Below are 23,469 nucleotides of genomic sequence, written 5' to 3' on the forward strand. Positions count from 1 at the left end.
GAAAAGTCCGCACCTGAAAGGCAGGCGCAAGTCAGCCAATGTAGCGGCTGACTTGGCGGTTGCCTAGAGGCATGTGCTGACCGGCATCAGTCAGTGGTGCTGATAACCCGGGATTTGGTGACTTGAGCCGGCGCAAAGTGGCAAGTAAAAGTACTGCCGTGGCCCGGCACGCTGCTGATTTCCATTCGTGCCCGATGTCGTAACAAAACGTGTTTGACGATCGCCAGCCCCAGACCGGTGCCACCGGTGTTGGAGTTGCGGCTGGAGTCGACGCGGTAGAAGCGTTCGGTCAGGCGCGGCAGGTGTTTGGCATCGATGCCGATCCCGGAATCCTGCACGCTCAGATGCGCGCCCTGGTCATCACCCCACCAGCGAATGCGGATGTTGCCTTCGGCCGGGGTGTATTTCACCGCGTTGAACACCAGGTTGGAAAACGCGCTGCGCAACTCCGCTTCGCTGCCCTTGAGCAGAATCGTCGGGTCGGCTTCCAGAGTAATGCGCTGGTTCTTCTGGCCGGACAGTTGCTGGGCATCGCTCTTGATCGATTGCAGCAAGCAATCGATCGGCACCGGCTGGTTGTCCGACGGATAATCGGTGGCTTCCAGCTTGGCCAGCAACAGCAGGTCGTTGAGCAAGGTCTGCATACGTCCGCCTTGTTGCTGCATCTGCTGCAAGGCGCGGCTCCAGCGCGGGTTAACCTCGTCGACGTTATCGAGCAGGGTTTCCAGGTAACCGCAGATCACCGTCAACGGGGTGCGCAGTTCATGGGAAACGTTGGCGATGAAATCTTTGCGCATTTGCTCCAGCTGATGGATGCGCGTCACATCGCGCACCAGCATCAAGTGTTCGTTGTTGCCGTAACGGGTGATGTACAGCTGGATGCGCACGCGGTCGTTGGTCGGCGAGGGGATTTCCAGCGGCTCGGCGTAACTGTCTTGCTCGAAGTATTCCTTGAAGCGCGGATGGCGCACCAGGTTGGTCACCGGTTGGCCGCTGTCCTGTGGCGTCTTGAGACCCAGCAGGGTTTCGGCGGCGCGGTTCCACCATTCCAGGTTGCCGTCGGTGTCGAGCATGATCACCGCGTCTTTCAGCGCGGCGGTGGATTCCTGAACCCGGTCGATCACCGCTTGCAGACGCCCGCGCACCCGCTGGTCGCGGCGTTGCAGGTGGTAGATGCTGTCGAACACTTCGCCCCACAGGCCATAGCCGTCGGGTGGGGCTTCATCGGGTTTGTGCAGGCGCAGCCACTCGTGCAGGCGCAGTAACTGCTTGAGGGTCCAGGCCAGGTAAAGACCCAGGCCTGCAGCAAGGCTCCAGCCGTAGTAGCCGGTAATCAGGCCGATCACCAGGCAGACGGTGACCAGCAGCAGCATGTGGCGAATCAGGGTGCCATGCCAGTTTTGGTTCACGAAAAAAATACGTCCTTGAAAGTGGAACCGCTGCGATCATCAGGCCTTGGTTGAGAACCTGTAGCCAGTGCCGCGCACGGTTTGTACCAGATTTTCGTAAGCATCGCCGAGGGCTTTGCGCAGGCGTCGAATGTGCACGTCGACGGTACGCTCTTCGACATAGACGTTGCCGCCCCAGACCTGATCCAGCAACTGACCACGGGTGTAGGCGCGTTCCTGGTGGGTCATGAAGAATTGCAGCAGGCGGTATTCGGTCGGGCCCATCTCGGCGGGACGGCCGTCGATGGTCACGCGATGGCTGATCGGGTCCAGCAGCAGGCCGCCGACTTCGATCGGCGCTTCGCCATCGGTCGGGCCGGCACGACGCAGCACGGCCTTCAGGCGCGCCACCAGCTCACGCGGGGAAAACGGCTTGGTGATGTAGTCGTCGGCGCCGACTTCCAGGCCCTGGATCTTGTTGTCCTCTTCACCCTTGGCGGTGAGCATGATGATCGGGATGTCCCCGGTCAGTTCATCACGCTTGAGACGACGGGCCAACTCGATGCCGGACGTGCCGGGCAGCATCCAGTCGAGCAGGATCAGGTCCGGTTTGCGGTCGACGATAATGGCGTGGGCCTGCTGGGAGTTTTCAGCCTCCAGGCAGTCATAGCCGGCCATTTCCAACGCAACGGCGATCATTTCGCGAATAGGCGCTTCGTCGTCGACGATCAGAATGCTCCTGCCAACCATGCCCTTAATCCTCTTGTCATTTAACTGTCTTGCGCCGCATTAGATAACGGAATTATTGCAGTCGTGTGACAGTATTTTAGTTGACCGGCGATTGGCTGGATCCTGGGCTAAGCTCTAATTCCGAATCCTGACAACCACAAAAGGAAGGTTTCCATGAACTACATTGCTCAATCCTGGAAGGCTTTGCTGGTCACTGCTGCGTTAACGTTGCCGACACTGGCCTTTGCCGCCGAACCGGCGATGATGAAAGACGGCATGATGGTCGATCACAAGGGCATGACTGTGTACACGTTCGACAAGGACGCGGGCGGCAAGTCGATGTGCAACGGCGACTGCGCCAAATACTGGCCGCCAATGATGGCGCCGGCGGGTGCCAAGGCCGAAGGTAAATGGACAGTCATCAAGCGTGACGACGGCAAGATGCAATGGGCCTATGACGGCAAGCCGCTGTACTACTACGAGGACGACAAAAAACCCGGAGACATGACGGGTGACAAGAAAAAAGACGTCTGGCACGTCGTTCACGAGCATATGTAACGGTCGTAGCCTGCCGCACTGGATCGCTGCCTTCGTTGCTCTGCAGGAGCTGCTGAAGGCGGCGATCTTTTTGATGCTTCAACGCAACGCGTAATCCAGCACAATCCCGACGAAAATCGCCAACCCCGCCCAGTGATTGTGCAAAAAAGCCTTGAAGCAACGCATCCGGTCCTTGTCACGGGTGTACCAGAATTCCCACGCAAAGCAGCCCGCCGCCGCCAGTAATCCGAGGTGGAACCAGCCACCAAGGTCGAACTTCGAACCCGCCAGCAACAGGCAAGCCAGCGCCAGGCCTTGCAGGGTCAGGATGATCACCCGGTCCGCCTCGCCAAAAAGAATCGCCGTGGATTTCACGCCGATCTTCAAGTCGTCGTCGCGGTCGGTCATCGCGTAATAGGTGTCGTAGCCCACCGTCCACATCAGGTTGGCGATGTACAGCAGCCACGCGGCTGCCGGCAGTTCACCGGTTTCAGCGGTGAACGCCATCGGCATGCCCCAGGAAAACGCCGCGCCGAGCACCACTTGCGGGTAATAGGTGTAACGCTTCATGAACGGGTAGCTGAACGCCAGCGCCAGGCCGCCCAGCGACAGCCAAATGGTCGCAGCGTTGGTGCACAGCACCAGCAGGAAACTCACGCCCATCAGCAATGCAAAGAACACCAGCGCTTCTTTGGAGCTGATCTTGCCGCTCACCAGCGGCCGCTGTTCGGTACGCTTCACATGGCCATCAACCTTGCGGTCCGCCCAGTCGTTGATCACGCAGCCACCGGCGCGGGTCAGCACCACGCCGAGGACGAAAATCACAATGTTGGCCAAGGACGGCGAACCCTTGCCGGCAATCCACAGTGCCCACAGCGTTGGCCAGAGCAGCAGGTAAATGCCGATCGGCTTGTCCATGCGGGTCAGCTGAATGAAATCCCACGCCCGAGGGTTCAAGCGGTTCAAGGACTTGAGCAGGCTTTGGTACATCAACGGTTCTCCGGTTGGGCGCGGGCGGCGTTCCACAGGGTCGGCAGGAAAATCTCGGCCACCAGTACGCTCAACGCACCACGATCAAAGCGCGAGCGACGGCCCCACAGTTCCGGCGCTCGCACCTCGCTCGGCAGCCACGCCGGAGGGTAATGACACACCTCGATCGCCCGGCGCTCAAAGGCCTGATCGCAAAACAGCAGTTCACCCAGGGAGCGGCTGCCCAATTCGTCCATGTGCAAGCCGTCACCCTGCAACGCACTGCGCGCGGCGACACTGCGGGCAAACACCAAGGCTTCACCGTGACCGCGCAAGTACACTTCGCGTACCCAACCTTCACTGCCTTCGGTCAGGTCTAGCGCTGCGCATTCGTCGGCGCGCAAGGGCTGCCAGCCTTCGAACAGCGGCGTGACGCTGAAGGCATCATTCGTCAGATGAATAAGGCGCCTGGTCAGCGAGCCATAATCGAACAACCAGTCGAGGATAGACGTGTCGGGGAGGGGCGTCAGTTGGCTTTGAGAGAGCCAGAGCGGCGGCGCAGAGGGGGCTTTTGTGTGTTGCACAATGAGTCATTATTGGCAGCAAATGAGGCGGCGAGCTTAACATGTCAGCTACCGATATTGAGTGAAATGGCCTGCCGTTGCGCCGAACAGGCTTGCATCTACCCGGCCCCATCAGTACAAAACGCCCTGAGCCGGACGGCAGCGCTTCAAACATCGACCGTCCGCGCCGGCAAAACGCCTGAATCCTGAGGAAGTACCTGAATGAAAAAGTGGCAATGTATCGTGTGCGGCCTGATCTACAACGAAGCCGACGGCTGGCCTGACGACGGCATTGCGCCGGGCACCCGTTGGGAAGACGTGCCGGAAGACTGGCTGTGCCCGGACTGCGGTGTGGGCAAGATGGATTTTGAAATGATCGAAATCGCTGCCTGAACAACTGAGGAGTAAGGAATGAACGCACCTGTCGTCATCGTTGGTACCGGGCTTGCTGGCTATAACGTCGCCCGCGAGTTTCGCAAACTCGACAGCGAAACCCCGTTGCTGCTTATTACCGCCGATGACGGGCGCTCCTACTCCAAGCCGATGCTCTCCACCGGTTTCGGTAAAAACAAGGATGCCGACGGCCTGAGCATGGCCGAACCCGGCGCCATGGCCGAACAACTCAAGGCCGAAATACGCACCCACACGCGCATCAGCGGCATCGACCCGGGCCACAAGCGCCTGTGGATTGGTGAAGAGGCGGTGATCTACCGCGACCTGATCCTGGCCTGGGGCGCCGAAACTGTGCGCGTGCCCATTGAAGGCGACGCGGCGGATTGCGTATTCCCCATCAACGATCTGGAAGACTACGCACGCTTCCGTGCGGCGGCGGCCGGCAAGCGCCGCGTGCTGCTGCTCGGCGCCGGCCTGATCGGCTGCGAGTTCGCCAACGACCTGACCCTGGGTGGCTTCGAAGTGCAACTGGTTGCGCCGTGCGAACAAGTCATGCCGACCCTGTTGCACCCGGCGGCCGCGGCTGCCGTGCAGGCTGGCCTTGAAAGCCTCGGCGCGCGCTTCCACCTCGGGCCGGTGCTCAACCGCTTGCAACGCGTGGCCGATGGCCTGGAAGCGCATCTGTCCGATGGCCAGGTAATCCCGTGCGACGTGGTGGTATCGGCCATTGGCCTGCGCCCACGCGTCGACCTCGCGGCAGCGGCCGGGTTGCAGGTCAACCGTGGCGTCATGGTCGACCGGTACCTGAAAACCTCCCACGCGAACATCTACGCCCTGGGCGACTGTGCCGAGGTCGATGGTCTGAATCTGCTATACGTCATGCCCCTGATGAGCTGTGCGCGAGCGCTGGCCCAAACCCTTGCCGGCAAACCGACCGCCGTCACCTATGGCCCGATGCCGATCACCGTCAAAACCCCGGTCTGCCCATTGGTGGTGTCCCCGCCGCCACGGGGCGCAGAGGGCATTTGGACGGTCGAAGGGCAGGGCGCCGACATCAAGGTTTTATGCCGTGACGCCACTGGCAAACTGCTCGGTTATGCCCTGACTGGCGCGGCCGTGATGGAAAAACTGGCCCTGAACAAAGAGCTTCCAGCCCTGTTGGCATAAATACCGGTCGTTCTGTCGGAATCACCCCCCTTTTGCCCTAACAATGGCCGCGCCGATACTGGCGCGGGGCCTCACTGCGTGCCATCCTCACTCCCGTCTGCCGCAGAGTAGAGCATCTGCGGCGCTTTTGGCGCTGCTCCGCAGAGAGCAGCACGGACATAACAACAACAAACCGTCAAAGGGGCTTCATTAATATGCGTAAACCAGAACTCGCCGCAGCCATTGCTGAGAAAGCAGACCTCACCAAAGAGCAGGCCAACCGCGTCCTCAATGCCGTTCTCGAAGAAATCACCGGCGCCCTGCACCGCAAAGACAGCGTGACGCTGGTAGGCTTCGGCACCTTCCTGCAACGCCATCGCGGTGCCCGCACCGGCAAAAACCCGCAAACCGGTGAACCCGTCAAAATCAAGGCCAGCAACACCGTTGCGTTCAAGCCAGGTAAATCGTTGAAAGACAGCGTTAATCCGTAATCACGCAAACCTCCCGGGACCTTGGGGAGGGCCGCAGAAAAAATGGGCACGCCGATTGATCAATGCCCATAAAAAAGCCGACGCCATCGCGTCGGCTTTTTCATTCAGGCGGGAATCGGCTTATTTTTTATAGACGATCACTTTGGCGCCCGCCTCGCATTTACCAACAACTTTTCCGCCGCCAGCGGCACCTTTATCGACAATTTCCAGCGAATAACCGGAAACGCCCTTGGCATCAAGTTTCGCTGCGATTTCGGCTTTCAGTTCTTCGCATGGCTTGCCGCCCGCCAATGCGGTCCCCACAAGGCTCAACAAACCTACCGCCAACATAAACTTCTTCATCGGTCGCATTCCCTGGTCGGATCATAGGGGTAACCAGCCGTCAGCCGGACGCACTCATGTAGCGCTTTGCCATTCCCTATGGCATTCGGCCGGCGCGCAAGTTCAGAAGACTAGCGCAAAGTCAGCTGCTGGCAATCCGGAAACCGACTTTCAGGGTCACCTGAAAGTGCGCCGCCTTGCCGTCCTTGATGTGCCCACGGGTCTCGGTTACTTCAAACCATTCCATGTACTTGATGCTTTTGCTGGCTTCGGCCAGCGCATTGTTAATCGCATCTTCGATACTGCTGGTGGACGAGCCAACCAGCTCGACTTTCTTGTAGGTGTGATGGTCAGACATGGCGTTCTCCTTGGCGTGTGAATTACAGCCTAGCAGTGATTTTTCCTATTTCTTCTGTTGGCCGTTCTGTGGGTGAAGTTCAGATTTTCTGCACTTTCTCAAACCCCTGAAGTCCCAACCAACACACGCCACTCATCACCAATGCAGGAGAGCCACCATGGCCAGCACCTCGTTACGCAAAGCCTCATTGCAAAGCATGGAAGCCGAGATCGAGAGTCTGCTCAAGTCTTTGGAAAGCTTGAAGGACGACGCCTCGGACGAGTCGCGTAAAACCCTCAAGACCCTGAAAAGCAACGCCGAGAATGCCTTGAAGCACTCGCGTCATCTGCTGGCCGATGCCTATGAAGAGGTCAAGGTCAAAACCCGTGAAACGGGAATCGCCACCCGGGACTATGCACAGGAACACCCCTGGACAACAGCCGGTGTCGCCGTGGGCGCATTGGGCCTGCTGGCCGCGTATCTGTTGTGCAAGCGTGATTAATTCGTTCGACGCAGTTCGTTCCTGAGCCACTGCGCCAGTTGCCGGGCGCGCCCGTCCGCGGCGCGCTTGGGTAGCCACAACGCCAGTTGTGCCGGGGTTTCACTGAAGCCCCATGGCGCAACCAGGCGGCCGGCCTTCAAGTCCTCCGCCACCAGGGGCTCGGGGGCAATCGCCACGCCCAGACCCGCGACGGCGGCCTCCAGCAAGTAATACAAATGTTCAAATCCCTGACCGTACCTCAACGCCCTGGCGTCGAGGCCGCGTGGTTGCGCCCAGCTCGGCCAGGCTTGCGGGCGTGATGTGGTGTGCAGCAAAGGCTCGTTCAGCAGTGCAGTTTCCGGTGCTTCCTTGAGTCGTTCATAGCCGACGAACCGAGGGCTCATGACCGGGCCGATACGTTCGCTGGCCAGTTCAAAAACCTGCATGTCTGCCGGCCAGGGCGGCTCGGCAAACACCAACAAGGCATCCAGCCCCGGTCTTCGCGGATCGAGATCGCCTTCTCCGGCCGACAGGTGCAGGCGCAAGTCGGGCAGGTCGGCATTGAGCCTCCCCAGGCGCGGGATAAACCAGCGCGCCAGCAGGCTTCCCGAGCAACCGAGCACGAAGGGGGCATCGGCTGTGCTTTGTGTGAGTTCGGCGCAAACGCTGCGCAAACGTTCGAAGGCTTCGCTGCTGGCGTCGCGCAGCCGCAACCCGGCATCTGTGAGTTTCAGGCCGCGACCGTCCTTGATGAACAGGCTTACGCCGAGGTGTTCTTCAAGCACCTTGAGTTGCCGGCTGACCGCACCGTGGGTGACGTGCAGCTGTTCGGCCGCCTGGCTGACGCTGTTCAAGCGGGCAGTGGCTTCGAAGGCGCGAAGTGCGTTCAGCGGAGGAAGGTCATGGCTCATGGGATCTGTGAGTTTTCCTGACAGGTTGCGGCGATCTTATCGGTTTTCAGGCCGGGACGTCAGGGGTAGAGTGAAGCCCACTGTCTCTTTACGCATTCAACTGGAGCGCCAAATGACCCAGACTAATCTGCGCAACGGCCCTGATGCCAACGGCCTGTTTGGCGCGTTCGGCGGTCGCTACGTTGCCGAAACCCTGATGCCGTTGATCCTCGACCTGGCCCGTGAGTATGAATTGGCCAAGGAAGATCCTGCATTCAAGGAAGAACTCGCCTACTTCCAGCGCGACTACGTCGGACGTCCAAGCCCACTGTATTTCGCCGAGCGTCTGACCGAGTTCTGTGGCGGTGCGAAGATCTACCTCAAGCGTGAAGAGCTGAACCACACCGGCGCGCACAAGATCAACAACTGCATCGGCCAGATCCTGCTGGCGCGGCGCATGGGCAAGAAGCGCATCATCGCCGAGACCGGCGCCGGCATGCACGGTGTGGCCACGGCCACCGTCGCTGCGCGTTTCGGTCTGGATTGCGTGATTTACATGGGCACCACTGACATCGAGCGTCAGCAGGCCAACGTGTTCCGCATGAAGCTGCTGGGCGCCGAAGTGATCCCGGTAGTGGCCGGCACCGGCACGCTGAAAGACGCGATGAACGAAGCCCTGCGTGACTGGGTAACCAACGTCGACAGCACGTTCTATCTGATCGGCACTGTGGCCGGTCCGCACCCTTACCCGGCGATGGTCCGCGACTTCCAGGCGGTGATCGGCAAGGAAACCCGCGAGCAACTGCAAGCCCAGGAAGGTCGCCTGCCGGACAGCCTGGTGGCGTGCATTGGCGGTGGTTCCAACGCCATGGGCCTGTTCCACCCGTTCCTCGACGACAAGAGCGTCGAGATCATCGGCGTTGAAGCCGCCGGTTACGGCATCGAGACCGGCAAGCACGCGGCCAGCCTGAATGGCGGCGTTCCTGGTGTCCTGCACGGCAACCGCACCTTCCTGTTGCAGGACGACGATGGCCAGATTATCGACGCCCACTCGATCTCTGCCGGTCTCGACTACCCGGGCATTGGCCCGGAACACGCCTGGTTGCACGACATTGGCCGTGTCCAGTACACCTCGGTGACTGACGACGAAGCCCTCGCCGCATTCCACCAGTGCTGCCGTCTGGAAGGGATCATCCCGGCCCTGGAAAGCGCCCATGCCCTGGCCGAAGTGTTCAAGCGTGCACCGAGCCTGCCAAAGGATCACCTGATGGTGGTCAACCTGTCCGGCCGTGGCGACAAAGACATGCAGACCGTGATGCACCACATGGAACACTCTCAACACGAGCCATCCCAGCAGGAGAAACACTGATGAGCCGCCTGCAAACGCGTTTTGCCGAACTCAAGGAACAGAACCGCGCCGCCCTGGTGACCTTCGTGACTGCGGGCGATCCGGGCTATGACACGTCCCTGGCAATCCTCAAGGGCTTGCCGGCGGCTGGCGCCGACGTGATCGAGCTGGGCATGCCCTTCACCGACCCGATGGCTGACGGCCCGGCCATCCAGCTCGCCAACATCCGTGCGTTGGGTGCCAAACAGAATCTGGCGAAAACCCTGCAAATGGTTCGCGAGTTCCGTAAGGACAACAACGAAACGCCGCTGGTGCTGATGGGGTACTTCAACCCGATCCACATGTACGGTGTACCGCGCTTCATTGCCGAAGCCAAAGAGGCCGGCGTTGATGGCCTGATCGTGGTTGACCTGCCGCCAGAGCATAACGGCGAGCTGTGCGACCCGGCGCAGGCCGCGGGCCTGGACTTCATTCGCCTGACCACGCCGACCACCGACGATGTACGCCTGCCGACCGTTCTCAACGGCAGCTCCGGATTCGTCTACTACGTGTCGGTGGCCGGTGTGACCGGCGCCGGTGCCGCCACGCTGGAGCACGTCGAAGAAGCGGTCGCCCGTCTGCGCCGCCATACCGACCTGCCGATCAGCATCGGTTTCGGTATCCGGACTCCGGAACAGGCGGCGTCCATCGCGCGTCTGGCTGACGGCGTGGTGGTGGGCTCGGCATTGATCGACCAGATCGCCAATGCGGCAACCGCGGATCAGGCCGTCGACGGTGTATTGAGCTTGTGCTCGGCGCTGGCGGACGGCGTGCGTAAAGCCCGCGTCAGTTGAGCTGAACACTGACCCCCTGTAGGAGCGAGCTTGCTCGCGAAGGCGGTGTATCAGTCAACAAGGATGTTGAAACTGATGGCCTTTTCGCGAGCAAGCTCGCTCCTACAAGTTACGGATCAAGGCAACTCTATCCCGCCTGATGCCTTGTGCAGTTTGCGCAAGTGCTCACCAATCTGCTTCACGTTGGCCTCGTTGGCGGCCATTTCGGCGGCACGGTCAGGTTCAAGCAACGCTCTCACTTCCTTGTCCAGATCCCCGGACAGCGCCAGGAGCTGCTTCTGGCGCTGGCTGCTTTCCGATTCCAGATGCTCCCACTCGCTCGGTTGCGGCAAGCCATAACCGCTGGTGCCCAGCAGTTCCGCCGGGCGGCTGAGGAAACCACTGTTGGCGAGAATATCCTTGAGCGTCTGGTTGGCCTTGTCCATGCCGCCGTTTTTCAGTTCCCGGGCGCCCAGATAACGCTGCTTCACTTCATCCTGGGCCAACAACAATTGCCTACGGAAACTCGCCTGCTCCAGCAGAAGCAACGCAGCACTGGTGCGCAAGTCAGCCTGCGCGAACCATTGCCGCCGCTCCTCGGCTTTCAAGTCGAGCCAGTCTTCGACGGTTTCCTGTTTGATCGGCAAGTGCTTTTTCAGTACTTCGAACATGGCCTGATAGCGATCGCGGAAGGAATCGAAGCGATAACCCAGACGCAAGGCTTCTCGCGGATCGTCCAGCACACTGGTGTCCGCCAGTCCGCGGCCCTTCAGCACTTCCAGCAAACCGTTGGGCATGATGTTGTCGAGTCCAACCAGTTGCGGGTTATTGGTGCCGCCGCGCAGTAATTTCAGTTCTTCCACCGCGCAGTTGTTTGACAGGAAGAAGTAGTTGCCGTCGTAGCTCCAGTGCATCTCGGCGGCACGTTCCACTACATCTTCGATCTCGTTGCGCGACAGGTTCAGGGGTACGGAGGCCAGGCTGCGCAATTCGGTCTTGGTGTATTCGTCGATGACCTGGGACAGCGGCAGGATGAACAGCCGCGACGGGTATTTACCGACCAGGCCATCCCAGCTCGACAGTTGTACGTCGCCAACGAAGGCGCGGTACGACAGCACCAGATGCTGGTCCAGGTCCAGTCGACAATCCGGTCCGCGTGGTCGACCCGGCGCGCAGATCACCAGGCGCAACATGCTGTGGCCCCAACGGCTGAACAAGTTCTGGTTAGCTTCGGCCAGCAGATAGTCAACGGCATAGACCCGCTCCGGATCGACCTGGCCCAAAGGTGTCTTGGCGAAGTCGTTGCCGGCATTGAGGAAAGCGACGGTCTTGCCGCAGGTGTCTTTGGCGGCGGGTGCCCAGCCGAAATGTTCCTTGTAGTAGCGGTACAGTGCGGGGCGGCGGCAGACATAGCCCGGATCGAGGAGGAAATACTCCATGTTGACCGCGACGAATTCCTTTGGACTGCTTGTCTCGTAGATATCCGGACTGCGGGCAATCTGGCGATTGTGCTGTTCGCGTTCGCCGCGACGGCCAACGTATTGCTGCCAGCCGGCGAGGTCGAGCAGGCGCGGGTCATCACTGAGGGTAAAGCGCCGACCGGACTGGCCCCGGCATTGGTCGGGAATGCCTACCAGCCCAGAGCTGTTGTTGCGCTGGGTACAGCGCTGAATCAGCTTGCGCTCGGCATCCGGCCACAGGCGTGAGCGATCATAGATGTGAGTCAGTTCGTGCAACACCGTTGCCAGCATTTCCCGGCGCACAGTGCCATGGGGGCGATGGGTTTTCCTGGTTGCGGCGCTGCCATCGGTGAGACCAGCCAGCAGGTTGCGGTTCAGATCGAGCTCGGACACCAGTGACGCCTGGCCATAGGCATTGCTCGGCATGTCATCGGTCCAGCCGACGTCGATGCGTCGGTCGAGTTGCTCGATAAAGCGTGGCGGCAGTGCCTGCATGGCCTCATCGAGCAGAGCCTGGCTGGCCTGCTGTTGCGCGGGGCTCAGGCCTTCGGTCTTGAGCTTGAGTTGAAGACCTGCGTGGGCCGTGTTGCCAAGCAGCAACAGGGCTACGGCCAGTAGCCAGGCACCCGGGCGCATCACAGTGCAAGGATGGCTTCGGCGAGAGCCTGATCGCTGGCGTCGCGAGCTTCAGGCACGCGGGTGCGCAGCAAGTCGAAAGCGGATTCCAGGTGAGCGCCACGGATGTCGCCATTGCTGGCAACGAAACTGGCGGCATCGTCCTGGGCTTCGCGCACGATTTTCGAATCGCGAATGGACGTGGTGGTGTCGGAGGTGAAATCGAGAGTGCGTTGGGTCGCACGGATCAGCATGTTACTGGTGGCAACCAGAGTATGTGCCTGGGACACATCGGCCAACAGCAGCAGGCCCAAGGTGGCAGCAATCAGCGGGTTACGCATGGAACGACTCCAGAAAAACAGGGATAACTATTGGACGAGAATTGCTTGTGCCAGTTCAAGGTCGCTGGCATGAAGTTTTGCCTGGGTTCGGCGCAGATACCGCAGGGCCGACTCCAGTCGTGCGCCTCTCAGTTGGCCGTCACTGGCAATGAATGCCGCGGCGTCATCATGGGCGGCGAGCAGCAGTTTATGGTCGAAGGGGGCGGAGGTCACCAAACTTGTGGCGTAACCGCTGGCGACGATGCCTTGGGTAGACAGGTTGAAGGCGTCATAAGCGTGGGCTGATGCGCAGCAACCAAGGGCAAGAAAGACTGGCGCGATCAAGAGATTTGAAGGGAAACGCATGAGACTCGACAGTTGAGTGTGAGTCCCAAGGCTAGCGCAAGGCCCGTTCTAGAGCCAGTGCCAAAACATTGGGACACGTCCGGCGTATCCCAATGTCTGCACTGTCGTTTAGATCGTCAGGATCGCTTGCGCCAGTTGTGCGTCTGTTGCGCTCAACTGTGGCGCCTGGTGGCGAATGTGATCGAGTGCGCTTTCCAGTTTTACGCCGCGGATGGAACCTTCGCTGGCGACAAAGCTGGCAGCGTCGTCACGGGCCGCAAGAACGATCTTGTCATCCTTGAACGACGAAGAGACGACGTCGGTGGTCGCATCGGACGTGGCTTTGAGCGCATTGACGACAGCATCCGTGGTCACGATGAAGCTGCTGGCTTGGGCATTGGCAGCCACGGCAAACAAGGCTGCCGCGCTGAGCAGGCGAAGACGGGACATGGGGTAACTCCTTTTGGTAGACCAATCGAAAAATGGCGCAGTGTCTGCAAAGTCAGACGCCAGGTACTCGGCGTTCGCCACGTTCTGGTTCGATATTAGGCCTGTGTGCATCAGTTCGAACAGCCCCGACTATGCAAGCGGGAAGTCAGCGCCAGAACGGTTTATCCAATTCATTGTGGCGGTCTGTATGGCTGATACCCAGATCCGATAGCTGACGATCATCAAGCTGAGCCAGTAAACGTCGTGTTCTCGCCCTTTCCAGGCCAGCAAAGAGCCCTTTCAACAGCCCCCGAAGCCAATGCAGGCAAGGTCTCGATTGAACTGATGGAGCGGAAACATCTTGTAAGTTATTCATTGCACGGTCCCTGTCCTGATAGGTGGAGAGCTCCATGCTGACACCGGGCGAATACCCGCTACAGGCACACTGCGGCAATATTGTACTGGTTCAGTTTGTGGTGTTTTCAAACTGTACTGGTATTCAGGTTTCCCTACTGTAAGACCAAATTTGATCGGCCAAAACGACAAAACCCGTCGTGGTTTCCCACGACGGGTTTTGTTTTTTCAATTCGGGTTGCTGGCGGTGGACCTTAAGGTCAGAGCCAGCGACGCTAACTTAGCGCCAGAACGGCTTGCTCAGCTCTTCGTAGCGTTGTGCTTCGCTAATCCCGGCGTCAGCCAGCAGACGCGAATCCAGGCGAGCCAGTTGATGGCGGCTGGTGATGCGGCGCTGCCACAGCATCAGGTTGGCGATAACGCGCAGAGGCAGGGAAGCCTGGGTTTTTGCAGCGGTGTCTTCAAAGAACAGATCGGAACTGAGTGTACGTTCCATGGTGGTCATCCTTCCGCTTATGGCGGGATTAGGTAGTGGTTTAACTGGTGCCCATGATCCTCTCGTTTGCCTAGTCTCTGTAGATACAGTTCATCTGTATTGTGAGAGCTCAGTTAACTGTTTATAGGCGGTGTACTGGTCGAAATTGAGGCAACTGTACTTGTCTGCACCGTTGCGGTGCGTTTTTGATGTTTTGGTCCCGCGAGGTAGGAGTTTTCAGTAGGAAATGACCAGTACAGCAGTACAGTTTTTTTCATATTGCGAAGAGGCAGGCGCAAGCTGACGAAACTGTGTTTGCGTCAGCTGCTATCTGTACCAATTACTTCTTCAGCATTTGCCCGGTTTCTTCCAGGTTGATGTGCCAGCTGAGGGCGTCACGCAGGATGTGCGGGGTGTGCCCGCCGATGGCGCATGCGGTGGTGAAGTAATCATTGAGCGCCTGGCGGTAATCCGGATGCACGCACTTGTCGATGATGACCCGGGCACGCTCCCGGGGCGCGAGGCCTCGCAAGTCCGCCAGGCCGACTTCGGTCACGAGGATGTCGACGTCATGTTCGGTATGGTCAACGTGGCTGACCATCGGCACCACGCTGGAGATCGCACCGCCCTTGGCAACCGACTTGGTCACGAATACGGACAGGTGCGCATTGCGCGCAAAGTCGCCGGAGCCGCCGATGCCGTTCATCATCCGCGTGCCGCAGACGTGAGTGGAGTTGACGTTGCCGTAGATGTCGAACTCCAGCGCCGTGTTGATGCCGATGATGCCAAGGCGACGCACGACTTCGGGGTGGTTGGAAATCTCCTGCGGGCGCAGGACCAGTTTGTCCTTGTAGCGCTCCAGATTACCGAAGACGTCGGCATTGCGCCGGCTCGACAGGGTGATCGAACTGCCCGAGGCAAAACTCAGCTTGCCTGCGTCGATCAGGTCGAAGGTCGAGTCCTGAAGTACTTCGGAATACATCGTCAGGTCTTCGAACGGCGAGTCGATCAGGCCACACATCACCGAGTTGGCGATGGTGCCAATACCGGCTTGTAGCGGGCCGAGCTTGTTGGTCATGCGTCCGGCGGCCACTTCCTGTTTGAAGAAGTCGATCAGGTGGTCGGCAATGGCTTGGGTCTCAGCGTCTGGCGCCAGCACCGTGGAGGGTGAGTCAGCCTGATTGGTGACCACGATGGCGACGATTTTTTCCGCTGGAATCGGGATGGCGGTGCTGCCAATGCGGTCGTCGACTTTGACCAATGGAATCGGCGTACGGGTCGGACGATAGGTCGGGATATAGATGTCGTGCAGACCTTCGAGGTTCGGGTTGTGCGCCATGTTGATCTCGACGATCACATGCTTGGCAAAAATTGCGAAGCTGGCCGAGTTGCCAACCGAGGTGGTTGGCACGATATGCCCTTGCTCGGTGATTGCTACCGCTTCGATCACGGCAATGTCCGGCAGTTTCAATTGCTGGTTGCGCAATTGCTCCACGGTTTCCGACAAGTGCTGGTCGATGAACATGACCTCGCCGGCGTTGATCGCCTTGCGCAGGGTGCTGTCGACCTGGAATGGCATGCGTCGCGACAACACACCGGCTTCTGTCAACTGCTTGTCGAGGTCGTTGCCCAGACTCGCGCCGGTCATCAGGCTGATCTTCAGCGGCGTGACCTTGGCGCGCTCGGCCAGCGCCTGAGGGACAGCCTTGGCTTCGCCTGCGCGAGTGAAGCCGCTCATGCCGACGGTCATGCCGTCCTCAATCAGAGCGGCAGCGTCGGCAGCGCTCATCACTTTGTCCAACAACGAAGGCAGGCGAATACGGTCACGGTACATGGAATATTATCTCGGGCAACAGGTAGCAGGACGTGCAGTCTAGTGAATTGCGTCGGCTTCTGTCCCGCTACCAAGGTCGCAATCGAGGCGTCTATTCCGGGGCTTTCGAGCAAAACACCGTTACCGGTTCGGTAATAAAAGAATAGTTTGTCCGACGATTTACACAAACAAAAACGCCCCGACGAGTCGGGGCGTTCTGTGTACCGCAGAGGGTTAGTCGACGGCTTTGACCATGTCTTCGATGACTTTCTTCGCGTCGCCGAACACCATCATGGTTTTGTCCAGGTAGAACAGTTCGTTGTCCAGGCCGGCATAGCCGCTGGCCATCGAGCGCTTGTTGACGATGATGGTCTTGGCCTTGAACGCTTCGAGAATCGGCATGCCGGCAATCGGCGATTTCGGATCGTTCTTCGCGGCCGGGTTGACCACGTCGTTGGCACCCAGCACCAGCACCACGTCGGCCTGACCGAACTCGGAGTTGATGTCGTCCATCTCGAACACCTGGTCGTAAGGCACTTCGGCCTCGGCCAGCAACACGTTCATGTGCCCCGGCATCCGACCGGCAACCGGGTGGATCGCGTACTTCACGGTCACGCCGCGATGGGTCAGCTTCTCGGTCAGTTCCTTCAGTGCATGCTGCGCCCGTGCTACCGCCAGGCCGTAACCCGGAACGATGATCACGGTGTCGGCGTTGGTCAGCAGGAAGGTCGCATCGTCAGCCGAGCCGGATTTCACTGGGCGCGCTTCTTTCGAACCCGCCGGGCCGGCCGCATCCGCCGTATTGCCGAAACCACCGAGCAGTACATTAAAGAAGGAGCGGTTCATCGCCTTGCACATGATGTACGAGAGGATCGCACCGGACGAACCTACCAGCGAACCGGCGATGATCAGCATCGAGTTGTTCAGCGAGAAGCCGATACCTGCCGCTGCCCAGCCGGAGTAACTGTTGAGCATCGACACCACCACCGGCATGTCGGCGCCACCGATCGGGATGATGATCAGCACGCCGAGCACGAAGGCCAGCGCCAGCATTACGCCGAAAGCGGTGTAGTCGCCGGTGAGCATGAAGGTCACGCCCAGGGCCAGTGTAGCCAGGCCCAGTAGCAGGTTCAGCTTGTGCTGACCGCCAAACTGTACCGGTGCGCCCTGGAACAGGCGGAACTTGTACTTGCCAGCCAGTTTTCCGAACGCAATGACCGAGCCGGAGAAGGTGATCGCACCGATGGCGGCACCGAGGAACAGTTCCAGGCGGTTACCGGCCGGGATCGCGTCACCGAGTTGCTGGACGATGCCCAGCGACTGCGGCTCGACCACGGCGGCCACGGCGATGAACACCGCTGCCAGGCCGATCATGCTGTGCATGAAGGCGACCAGCTCGGGCATCTTGGTCATTTCAACGCGTTTGGCCATGATTGAACCGGCGGTGCCACCGACCAGAAGGCCGACGATCACGTAGACGATACCGTCATGCGCCAACTCGGCACCCAATTTGTAGATCAGGCCGACCGTGGTGAGGATCGCCAGGCCCATGCCGAGCATGCCGAACAGGTTGCCGCGACGCGACGTGGTGGGATGCGAAAGGCCCTTGAGCGCCTGGATGAAGCAAACCGAGGCGATCAAATACAGGGAAGTAACCAGGTTCATGCTCATGCTTGCTGCACCTCAGCCTTGACTGCTTCGGCCTTGGCTGCCGGAGCTTTTGCTGGAGCCGCTTTTTTCTTGAACATTTCCAGCATGCGCCGGGTCACCAGGAAGCCACCAAACACGTTGACCGCGGCCAGGGCCACGGCCAGGGTGCCCATGGTCTTGCCCAGTGGGGTCACGGTGAGGGCGGCAGCGAGCATGGCGCCGACGATGACGATGGCCGAGATGGCGTTGGTCACGGCCATCAGTGGCGTGTGCAGTGCAGGTGTCACGTTCCAGACCACGTGGTAGCCGACATAAATCGCCAGCACGAAGATGATCAGGTTGTAGATACCGTGAGAGATCAGCATGTCTTCCATTGTTTTTATCCTCAGCCGTTCTTGCGCACGATCTGGCCGTCGCGGCACATCAGGCACGCGGCGACGATATCGTCTTCAAGGTTGATCACCAGTTGTCCTTCTTTATCGAACAACAGTTTCATGAAGTCCAGCAGGTTGCGTGCATACAGTGCCGAGGCATCGGCACCAACCGCGGCAGCCAGGTTGGTCGGGCCAACGATGGTCACGCCATTTTCGACGACCACTTGGTCCGCCACGGTCAGCGGGCAGTTGCCGCCCTGGGCGGCGGCGAGGTCGATGACCACCGAACCGGGTTTCATCTGCGCCACGGTTTCCGCGCTCAACAACGTCGGTGCCTTGCGGCCCGGAATCAGCGCGGTGGTGATGACGATGTCGGCCTGTTTGGCGCGCTCGTGCACGGCCACGGCCTGACGTTGCATCCAGCTCGCCGGCATTGGCCGGGCGTAGCCACCGACACCGACGGCGCATTCACGCTCTTCATCGGTCTCGTAGGGCACGTCGACGAACTTGGCGCCGAGGGATTCGATCTGCTCTTTCACCGCAGGGCGCACGTCAGATGCTTCGATCACTGCACCCAGGCGTTTCGCCGTAGCGATGGCCTGCAAACCGGCCACACCGGCACCGAGAATCAGCACGCGCGCTGCCTTCACAGTGCCCGCAGCAGTCATCAGCATCGGCATAAAGCGCGGATAGTAGTGCGCGGCCAGCAACACGGCTTTATAACCGGCGATGTTGGCTTGCGAGGACAGCACATCCAGGCTTTGGGCGCGGGAGGTGCGAGGCGCTGCCTCCAGGGCAAAGGCGGTAATGCCGCACTCGGCCAGCTTGGCGATGGTTTCATTGCTGAACGGATTGAGCATCCCCACCACAACGGTGCCGCTTTTAATCAGCGTCAGCTCGCTGTCGCTGGGCGCGACCACCTTCAAAATCAGCTCTGCACCAAACGCGTCATTGGCGCTGCCAATGGTTGCGCCTGCCGCTTCATAGGCACTGTCGACAACGCTGGCATTAACGCCGGCGCCGCTTTGTACAGTGACCTTATGACCCTGGCTGATCAGCTTCTTGATGGTTTCAGGGGTTGCAGCAACCCGTGTTTCACCGGTCTGGGTTTCGAGAGGAACACCAATGTGCACGTCAAATCTCCTGCGTGATCTTATTGAGTAAACCCATGCACTACGGATGGTGCGGCTGGGGCGGCCGATCAGCACGATCCCGCCAAATCAGGGCGGGGCGCGGCATTTTGCAGGCGAACTTTGTGCCCTTCAAGGGATTATGACGGGTGACGGAAAATTAACTACAAGTCACCCCGTGACCGAATGTCGCAACCAACTGGTTCAATCCCTTGCAGACCGTGCTTTTCAAGGATTCTGGCCTAAATTCAAGAAATTACACATCGGCCGTATGAATGATGCGACATCGCATCGAAATAGTGGCGCAAAGCCGCGTGGTCAGGCGCTTGTGGGACGTTTGTACGACTTCTCGATACAGTTTGCTGGTATGCGACAAATACGTATATCTGTAGGGCCTATTTTTTGCTGACTACGAGGTCAAGTAACGTTGGAAAGCCTTTATCCTTCTAGGCTGTAGCTGTGTGCCTGATTTACCAGCCAATCACGAAATGCCCTTAAAGACGCAGATTCGACCTTTCGCTCAGGAATCATCAGGTAATAAGCCTTGATGCTGGACAGTGCTTGCGGGTTGGCGATCACCAGGCGTTTCTCCTTCAGTTCTCGTTGAATCAGGAATGGCGGGATCAGGGCAATGCCCATGTCGTGCATGGCCGCTTGGGCGAGCATGGAGAATAGCTCGTAGCGAGGACCTGTCATGTCTCTCGGGACATTCAGGTGTTGGGAGTCGAACCATTGGCGCCAGGCATAGGGGCGGGTGGTTTGTTGCAGAAGAGGTAAGTCGGCGATTTCGCCGGGCGTCAGACTGGTCTTTTTTCCGAGTAGGTTGGGGCTGCAAACGGGCATCGGTTTTTCACCCATCAGCCTATGGGATTCTGTACCCGACCAGTCCGCGTCACCGAAGTAGATTGCGGCATCAAAATCAGTGTCGGCGAACAGGAACGGCCGCGTGCGGTTGGTCAGGTTGACCGTCACTTCCGGGTGCTTTTGCTGGAAGTCCTTGAGTCGCGGCAGCAGCCATTGGGTGCCGAAGGTCGGAACGACGGCCAATTCGATCACGTTGGTGCCTTGCTGGCCCATGACCGACAAGGTGTCGCGCTCAACCGCGTCGAGCTGAGTGGCCACTCGACGGCTGTAGGAGAGACCGGCTTCTGTCAGCTTGACCCCGCGCCGCGAGCGTCGGAACAGTTCCACACTGAGGAACTCCTCCAGGCTGGCGATCTGTCGGCAAATCGCCCCTTGGGTCAGAGAAAGTTCCTGGGCTGCCTTGGTAAAGCTCTCGTGGCGTGCCGCCGCCTCAAAGCTGATCAGAGCGGTGGTGCTGGGTATCTTTCTGCGCATGTACGTCAACCTCACTAATACATCGCATAAAGGCTCTTTTGCGACGTTTCGGAGTGAGAAAATAGCACAACAGTATGCGAAATCCTCGTTTGCCGTAGGGATGATCCGGGCCTAGGATCACTCCACGTTATTTGACCCGATTCGAGAGGACACACTCATGGGCGGTAAAGCTAGCTTCAACTGGATCGATCCCCTGTTGCTGGATCAACAGCTCACTGAAGAAGAACGCATGATTCGCGACACGGCTGCGCAATTCGCTCAGCAAAGCCTTGCGCCGCGCATCCTCGAAGCTTTCCGCCATGAGAAGACCGACCCGGCGATCTTCCGTGAAATGGGCGAAGTCGGCCTGTTGGGCGCAACCATCCCCGAGCAGTACGGCGGCAGCGGCCTGAACTATGTCAGCTATGGTCTGATCGCCCGTGAAGTCGAGCGCATCGACTCCGGCTATCGCTCGATGATGAGCGTTCAGTCCTCGCTGGTGATGGTGCCGATCAATGAATTCGGTACTGAAGCGCAGAAGCAAAAGTACCTGCCGAAACTGGCTTCGGGCGAGTGGATCGGCTGCTTCGGCCTGACCGAGCCTAACCACGGTTCCGACCCGGGTTCGATGATCACTCGTGCGCGCAAAGTAGAAGGCGGCTACAGCCTCACGGGCAGCAAGATGTGGATTACCAACAGCCCGATCGCCGATGTGTTCGTGGTCTGGGGCAAGGACGATGCCGGCGACATCCGCGGCTTCGTTCTGGAGAAAGGCTGGAAAGGCCTGAGCGCTCCGGCGATTCACGGCAAGGTGGGCCTGCGGGCATCGATCACCGGTGAAATCGTCATGGATAACGTGTTCGTTCCGGAAGAGAACATTTTTCCGGATGTCCGTGGCCTGAAAGGTCCTTTCACTTGCCTCAACTCGGCGCGTTACGGCATCTCCTGGGGTGCGCTGGGTGCGGCTGAGTTCTGCTGGCACACCGCTCGCCAGTACACCCTGGATCGTCAACAATTCGGTCGCCCACTGGCCGCCACTCAGTTGATCCAGAAAAAACTGGCCGACATGCAGACTGAAATCACCATGGCGCTGCAAGGCTGCCTGCGTCTGGGTCGAATGAAGGATGAGGGGACTGCTGCGGTCGAAATCACTTCGATGATGAAGCGCAACTCTTGCGGCAAGTCCCTGGACATCGCTCGCATGGCTCGCGATATGTTGGGTGGCAATGGTATTTCCGATGAGTTCGGTGTTGCTCGCCACTTGGTCAACCTGGAGGTGGTGAACACCTATGAAGGTACCCATGACGTCCATGCTCTGATCCTTGGTCGTGCGCAAACCGGCATCCAGGCGTTCTATTAATAGGAGAACGTCGATGGGCGCGCTTTCGCATCTACGGGTACTGGATTTATCGCGAGTGCTGGCCGGCCCTTGGGCCGGGCAGATCCTTGCCGACCTTGGCGCCGAAGTGATCAAGGTCGAGCGCCCGGGTAACGGCGATGACACGCGCGCCTGGGGGCCACCGTTCCTCAAAGACGCTTATGGGGAAAACACCAGCGAGGCGGCCTATTACTTGTCGGCCAATCGCAACAAGCAATCGGTCACCATCGACTTCACGCGCCCTGAAGGGCAGAAACTGGTGCGTGAGCTGGCGGCCAAGTCGGACATCCTGATCGAGAATTTCAAGGTTGGCGGTCTGGCGGCTTATGGCCTGGACTATGAATCGCTGAAGGCGATCAATCCGGATCTGATCTATTGCTCAATCACCGGCTTCGGCCAGACCGGTCCTTACGCCAAGCGTGCGGGTTATGACTTCATGATCCAGGGGCTGGGCGGGCTCATGAGCCTTACGGGGCGACCTGAAGGTGAAGAAGGTGCGGGGCCGGTGAAGGTTGGTGTGGCGCTGACGGATATCCTGACCGGGCTGTATTCGACTGTCGCGATACTGGCTGCGCTTGCGCATCGGGATCACGACGGTGGTGGTCAGCACATCGATATGGCACTACTGGACGTACAGGTGGCTTGTCTGGCCAACCAGGCAATGAACTACCTGACGACAGGCAATGCGCCTAAGCGCTTGGGTAATGCTCATCCGAACATCGTGCCTTATCAGGATTTTCCTACGGCGGATGGCGACTTCATTCTTACCGTCGGGAACGATGGGCAGTTCCGCAAGTTTGCCGAAGTCGCGGGACAACCTCAGTGGGCAGACGATCCGCGTTTTGCGACCAATAAGCTGCGGGTGGCAAACCGGGCGGTACTGATTCCACTGATCCGCCAGGCAACGGTGTTCAAGACCACTGCTGAGTGGGTGGCACTGCTGGAACAGGCTGGCGTGCCATGCGGGCCTATCAACGACTTGGCGCAGATGTTTGCCGATCCTCAGGTCAAGGCTCGCGGGTTGGCTATCGAGTTGCCGCATGCGCTGGCGGGAATGGTGCCTCAGGTGGCGAGCCCGATTCGACTCTCGGAGACGCCAGTGGAGTACCGTTTTGCACCTCCTTTGCTGGGTGAGCACACGCTGGAGGTTCTGCAGCGGGTGTTGGGCCTGGATGCTGGGGCGGTGACTGCATTCAAGGCTTCGGGCGTTCTCTGATTGGCTTCTTCTATATAGAGGGGCGTTTTTGCTCCTCTATATAGAAGGTAATCAGGTGGTTTGACCCCTTTCTGCAAGTTATTGATAGAAAACCAAAATCAGTGCTTGACGGCAGATCTCAGGTGTCTATAATTCGCCCCACTTCCGGCGCAGTCGAAACGGAAAACTCCTTGATAAACAAAGAGTTA

27 protein-coding genes are annotated in these 23,469 nt (G+C 59.2%); 9 read left to right on the forward strand and 18 right to left on the reverse strand.

Annotated elements, in window-relative coordinates; translation table 11 throughout:
• Positions 1-86: 86 nt before the first annotated feature.
• Both phoR and phoB read right to left on the reverse strand, forming a co-directional pair.
• Entirely contained in the window at positions 87-1,373 is a 1,287-nt protein-coding gene (phoR, locus tag PMI28_RS00455; RefSeq protein ID WP_238540729.1) for a phosphate regulon sensor histidine kinase PhoR, read from the reverse strand.
• Between the two features lie 75 nt (positions 1,374-1,448).
• Positions 1,449-2,138, reverse strand: a complete 690-nt coding sequence (gene phoB / locus PMI28_RS00450) for a phosphate regulon transcriptional regulator PhoB (RefSeq protein ID WP_003229608.1) — start codon at positions 2,136-2,138, stop codon at positions 1,449-1,451.
• 153 nt (positions 2,139-2,291) lie between these two features.
• Between phoB and PMI28_RS00445 the strand changes: the two genes are divergently transcribed.
• The gene (locus PMI28_RS00445) at positions 2,292-2,675 is read left to right on the forward strand and encodes a COG4315 family predicted lipoprotein (RefSeq protein ID WP_007992856.1); all 384 of its coding nucleotides are present in this window, start codon (positions 2,292-2,294) and stop codon (positions 2,673-2,675) included.
• Between the two features lie 78 nt (positions 2,676-2,753).
• On the opposite strand, the gene ubiA is transcribed toward PMI28_RS00445, so the two are convergent.
• Both ubiA and PMI28_RS00435 read right to left on the reverse strand, forming a co-directional pair.
• Entirely contained in the window at positions 2,754-3,644 is an 891-nt protein-coding gene (gene ubiA / locus PMI28_RS00440) for a 4-hydroxybenzoate octaprenyltransferase (RefSeq protein ID WP_007992859.1), read from the reverse strand.
• Positions 3,644-4,207 (reverse strand): chorismate--pyruvate lyase family protein, encoded by a 564-nt coding sequence (locus PMI28_RS00435; RefSeq protein ID WP_007992862.1) that lies wholly within the window; start codon positions 4,205-4,207, stop codon positions 3,644-3,646. Before PMI28_RS00435 ends, ubiA begins: the two co-directional genes overlap by 1 nt.
• Positions 4,208-4,408: 201 nt before the next feature.
• On the opposite strand from PMI28_RS00435, the gene PMI28_RS00430 reads away from it, so the two are divergent.
• From PMI28_RS00430 to PMI28_RS00420, 3 genes are all read left to right on the forward strand, one after another.
• Positions 4,409-4,579: a rubredoxin gene (locus PMI28_RS00430; protein WP_007975200.1), complete on the forward strand. Its 171-nt coding sequence runs from the start codon at positions 4,409-4,411 to the stop codon at positions 4,577-4,579.
• Positions 4,580-4,597: 18 nt separating this feature from the next.
• Positions 4,598-5,746 (forward strand): NAD(P)/FAD-dependent oxidoreductase, encoded by a 1,149-nt coding sequence (locus PMI28_RS00425; protein ID WP_007992863.1) that lies wholly within the window; start codon positions 4,598-4,600, stop codon positions 5,744-5,746.
• A 194-nt stretch (positions 5,747-5,940) separates the two neighbouring features.
• Complete coding sequence (locus PMI28_RS00420) at positions 5,941-6,216, forward strand: HU family DNA-binding protein (RefSeq protein WP_003213368.1); 276 nt, start codon at positions 5,941-5,943, stop codon at positions 6,214-6,216.
• Positions 6,217-6,336: 120 nt separating this feature from the next.
• Here PMI28_RS00420 and PMI28_RS00415 read toward each other — a convergent pair whose 3' ends face one another.
• Positions 6,337-6,558, reverse strand: coding sequence for a DUF1161 domain-containing protein (locus tag PMI28_RS00415; RefSeq protein ID WP_007992865.1), 222 nt, complete (start codon positions 6,556-6,558; stop codon positions 6,337-6,339).
• Between the two features lie 121 nt (positions 6,559-6,679).
• A complete protein-coding gene (locus PMI28_RS00410; protein WP_007992867.1) occupies positions 6,680-6,895 on the reverse strand; it encodes a dodecin in 216 nt (71 codons plus the stop codon).
• Positions 6,896-7,052: 157 nt separating this feature from the next.
• Here PMI28_RS00410 and PMI28_RS00405 point away from each other — a divergent pair, with 157 nt between their 5' ends.
• A complete protein-coding gene (locus PMI28_RS00405) occupies positions 7,053-7,376 on the forward strand; it encodes a DUF883 family protein (protein ID WP_007992869.1) in 324 nt (107 codons plus the stop codon).
• On the opposite strand, the gene PMI28_RS00400 is transcribed toward PMI28_RS00405, so the two are convergent.
• Positions 7,373-8,266: a LysR family transcriptional regulator gene (locus PMI28_RS00400; protein ID WP_007992871.1), complete on the reverse strand. Its 894-nt coding sequence runs from the start codon at positions 8,264-8,266 to the stop codon at positions 7,373-7,375. The genes PMI28_RS00405 and PMI28_RS00400 overlap by 4 nt on opposite strands.
• A 112-nt stretch (positions 8,267-8,378) precedes the next feature.
• Between PMI28_RS00400 and trpB the strand changes: the two genes are divergently transcribed.
• A complete protein-coding gene (trpB, locus tag PMI28_RS00395; protein ID WP_007992873.1) occupies positions 8,379-9,614 on the forward strand; it encodes a tryptophan synthase subunit beta in 1,236 nt (411 codons plus the stop codon).
• Positions 9,614-10,426, forward strand: a complete 813-nt coding sequence (trpA, locus tag PMI28_RS00390) for a tryptophan synthase subunit alpha (RefSeq protein ID WP_007992874.1) — start codon at positions 9,614-9,616, stop codon at positions 10,424-10,426. The genes trpB and trpA overlap by 1 nt, the downstream gene beginning before the upstream one ends.
• 116 nt (positions 10,427-10,542) lie before the next feature.
• Here the strand turns inward: trpA and PMI28_RS00385 are convergent, their stop codons facing one another.
• The 11 genes from PMI28_RS00385 to PMI28_RS00340 form a co-directional block, all read right to left on the reverse strand.
• Positions 10,543-12,501 carry a DUF7844 domain-containing protein gene (locus tag PMI28_RS00385; protein WP_007992875.1) on the reverse strand — a complete coding sequence of 653 codons (1,959 nt, stop codon included), beginning with the start codon at positions 12,499-12,501 and terminating at the stop codon, positions 10,543-10,545.
• Positions 12,501-12,821 carry a DUF2388 domain-containing protein gene (locus tag PMI28_RS00380; RefSeq protein WP_007992876.1) on the reverse strand — a complete coding sequence of 107 codons (321 nt, stop codon included), beginning with the start codon at positions 12,819-12,821 and terminating at the stop codon, positions 12,501-12,503. The genes PMI28_RS00385 and PMI28_RS00380 overlap by 1 nt, the downstream gene beginning before the upstream one ends.
• Positions 12,822-12,848: 27 nt before the next feature.
• A complete protein-coding gene (locus tag PMI28_RS00375) occupies positions 12,849-13,166 on the reverse strand; it encodes a DUF2388 domain-containing protein (RefSeq protein ID WP_007992877.1) in 318 nt (105 codons plus the stop codon).
• Between the two features lie 108 nt (positions 13,167-13,274).
• Positions 13,275-13,595: a DUF2388 domain-containing protein gene (locus PMI28_RS00370; RefSeq protein WP_007992878.1), complete on the reverse strand. Its 321-nt coding sequence runs from the start codon at positions 13,593-13,595 to the stop codon at positions 13,275-13,277.
• 145 nt (positions 13,596-13,740) lie between these two features.
• Positions 13,741-13,950, reverse strand: a complete 210-nt coding sequence (locus tag PMI28_RS30265; RefSeq protein ID WP_081501491.1) for a DUF1127 domain-containing protein — start codon at positions 13,948-13,950, stop codon at positions 13,741-13,743.
• Positions 13,951-14,208: 258 nt separating this feature from the next.
• On the reverse strand, positions 14,209-14,424 hold the full coding sequence (locus PMI28_RS00365) for a DUF1127 domain-containing protein (protein WP_007969750.1): 216 nt from the start codon (positions 14,422-14,424) through the stop codon (positions 14,209-14,211).
• A 319-nt stretch (positions 14,425-14,743) separates the two neighbouring features.
• Positions 14,744-16,237 carry an acetyl-CoA hydrolase/transferase family protein gene (locus PMI28_RS00360; RefSeq protein WP_007992879.1) on the reverse strand — a complete coding sequence of 498 codons (1,494 nt, stop codon included), beginning with the start codon at positions 16,235-16,237 and terminating at the stop codon, positions 14,744-14,746.
• Positions 16,238-16,450: 213 nt separating this feature from the next.
• A complete protein-coding gene (locus tag PMI28_RS00355; protein WP_007992880.1) occupies positions 16,451-17,887 on the reverse strand; it encodes an NAD(P)(+) transhydrogenase (Re/Si-specific) subunit beta in 1,437 nt (478 codons plus the stop codon).
• Entirely contained in the window at positions 17,884-18,240 is a 357-nt protein-coding gene (locus tag PMI28_RS00350) for an NAD(P) transhydrogenase subunit alpha (protein WP_007992881.1), read from the reverse strand. Before PMI28_RS00350 ends, PMI28_RS00355 begins: the two co-directional genes overlap by 4 nt.
• An 11-nt stretch (positions 18,241-18,251) precedes the next feature.
• Positions 18,252-19,373 carry a Re/Si-specific NAD(P)(+) transhydrogenase subunit alpha gene (locus PMI28_RS00345; protein WP_007992882.1) on the reverse strand — a complete coding sequence of 374 codons (1,122 nt, stop codon included), beginning with the start codon at positions 19,371-19,373 and terminating at the stop codon, positions 18,252-18,254.
• 435 nt (positions 19,374-19,808) lie between these two features.
• Positions 19,809-20,708 carry a LysR family transcriptional regulator gene (locus PMI28_RS00340; RefSeq protein WP_007992883.1) on the reverse strand — a complete coding sequence of 300 codons (900 nt, stop codon included), beginning with the start codon at positions 20,706-20,708 and terminating at the stop codon, positions 19,809-19,811.
• A 157-nt stretch (positions 20,709-20,865) separates the two neighbouring features.
• Between PMI28_RS00340 and PMI28_RS00335 the strand changes: the two genes are divergently transcribed.
• Complete coding sequence (locus PMI28_RS00335; RefSeq protein ID WP_007992884.1) at positions 20,866-22,047, forward strand: acyl-CoA dehydrogenase; 1,182 nt, start codon at positions 20,866-20,868, stop codon at positions 22,045-22,047.
• 13 nt (positions 22,048-22,060) lie between these two features.
• Entirely contained in the window at positions 22,061-23,281 is a 1,221-nt protein-coding gene (locus tag PMI28_RS00330) for a CaiB/BaiF CoA transferase family protein (protein ID WP_007992885.1), read from the forward strand.
• The last annotated feature ends 188 nt before the right edge of the window (positions 23,282-23,469 follow it).

The sequence above is a fragment of the Pseudomonas sp. GM48 genome, from assembly GCF_000282335.1.
Taxonomy (GTDB): domain Bacteria; phylum Pseudomonadota; class Gammaproteobacteria; order Pseudomonadales; family Pseudomonadaceae; genus Aquipseudomonas.

Bases quoted from the DNA above. Each gene is read 5' to 3' on its own strand.
- PMI28_RS00355 (WP_007992880.1), bottom strand. From the start codon at position 17,887: ATGAGCATGAACCTGGTTACTTCCCTGTATTTGATCGCCTCGGTTTGC.
- PMI28_RS00370 (WP_007992878.1), bottom strand. From the start codon at position 13,595: ATGTCCCGTCTTCGCCTGCTCAGCGCGGCAGCCTTGTTTGCCGTGGCT.
- PMI28_RS30265 (WP_081501491.1), bottom strand. From the start codon at position 13,950: ATGAATAACTTACAAGATGTTTCCGCTCCATCAGTTCAATCGAGACCT.
- PMI28_RS00415 (WP_007992865.1), bottom strand. From the start codon at position 6,558: ATGAAGAAGTTTATGTTGGCGGTAGGTTTGTTGAGCCTTGTGGGGACC.
- PMI28_RS00330 (WP_007992885.1), top strand. From the start codon at position 22,061: ATGGGCGCGCTTTCGCATCTACGGGTACTGGATTTATCGCGAGTGCTG.
- PMI28_RS00380 (WP_007992876.1), bottom strand. From the start codon at position 12,821: ATGCGTAACCCGCTGATTGCTGCCACCTTGGGCCTGCTGCTGTTGGCC.
- PMI28_RS00410 (WP_007992867.1), bottom strand. From the start codon at position 6,895: ATGTCTGACCATCACACCTACAAGAAAGTCGAGCTGGTTGGCTCGTCC.
- PMI28_RS00340 (WP_007992883.1), bottom strand. From the start codon at position 20,708: ATGCGCAGAAAGATACCCAGCACCACCGCTCTGATCAGCTTTGAGGCG.
- trpA (WP_007992874.1), top strand. From the start codon at position 9,614: ATGAGCCGCCTGCAAACGCGTTTTGCCGAACTCAAGGAACAGAACCGC.
- phoB (WP_003229608.1), bottom strand. From the start codon at position 2,138: ATGGTTGGCAGGAGCATTCTGATCGTCGACGACGAAGCGCCTATTCGC.
- PMI28_RS00420 (WP_003213368.1), top strand. From the start codon at position 5,941: ATGCGTAAACCAGAACTCGCCGCAGCCATTGCTGAGAAAGCAGACCTC.
- PMI28_RS00335 (WP_007992884.1), top strand. From the start codon at position 20,866: ATGGGCGGTAAAGCTAGCTTCAACTGGATCGATCCCCTGTTGCTGGAT.
- phoR (WP_238540729.1), bottom strand. From the start codon at position 1,373: ATGCTGCTGCTGGTCACCGTCTGCCTGGTGATCGGCCTGATTACCGGC.
- trpB (WP_007992873.1), top strand. From the start codon at position 8,379: ATGACCCAGACTAATCTGCGCAACGGCCCTGATGCCAACGGCCTGTTT.
- PMI28_RS00385 (WP_007992875.1), bottom strand. From the start codon at position 12,501: ATGCGCCCGGGTGCCTGGCTACTGGCCGTAGCCCTGTTGCTGCTTGGC.
- PMI28_RS00360 (WP_007992879.1), bottom strand. From the start codon at position 16,237: ATGTACCGTGACCGTATTCGCCTGCCTTCGTTGTTGGACAAAGTGATG.
- PMI28_RS00405 (WP_007992869.1), top strand. From the start codon at position 7,053: ATGGCCAGCACCTCGTTACGCAAAGCCTCATTGCAAAGCATGGAAGCC.
- PMI28_RS00425 (WP_007992863.1), top strand. From the start codon at position 4,598: ATGAACGCACCTGTCGTCATCGTTGGTACCGGGCTTGCTGGCTATAAC.
- PMI28_RS00350 (WP_007992881.1), bottom strand. From the start codon at position 18,240: ATGGAAGACATGCTGATCTCTCACGGTATCTACAACCTGATCATCTTC.
- PMI28_RS00430 (WP_007975200.1), top strand. From the start codon at position 4,409: ATGAAAAAGTGGCAATGTATCGTGTGCGGCCTGATCTACAACGAAGCC.
- PMI28_RS00365 (WP_007969750.1), bottom strand. From the start codon at position 14,424: ATGGAACGTACACTCAGTTCCGATCTGTTCTTTGAAGACACCGCTGCA.
- PMI28_RS00375 (WP_007992877.1), bottom strand. From the start codon at position 13,166: ATGCGTTTCCCTTCAAATCTCTTGATCGCGCCAGTCTTTCTTGCCCTT.
- PMI28_RS00445 (WP_007992856.1), top strand. From the start codon at position 2,292: ATGAACTACATTGCTCAATCCTGGAAGGCTTTGCTGGTCACTGCTGCG.
- ubiA (WP_007992859.1), bottom strand. From the start codon at position 3,644: ATGTACCAAAGCCTGCTCAAGTCCTTGAACCGCTTGAACCCTCGGGCG.
- PMI28_RS00400 (WP_007992871.1), bottom strand. From the start codon at position 8,266: ATGAGCCATGACCTTCCTCCGCTGAACGCACTTCGCGCCTTCGAAGCC.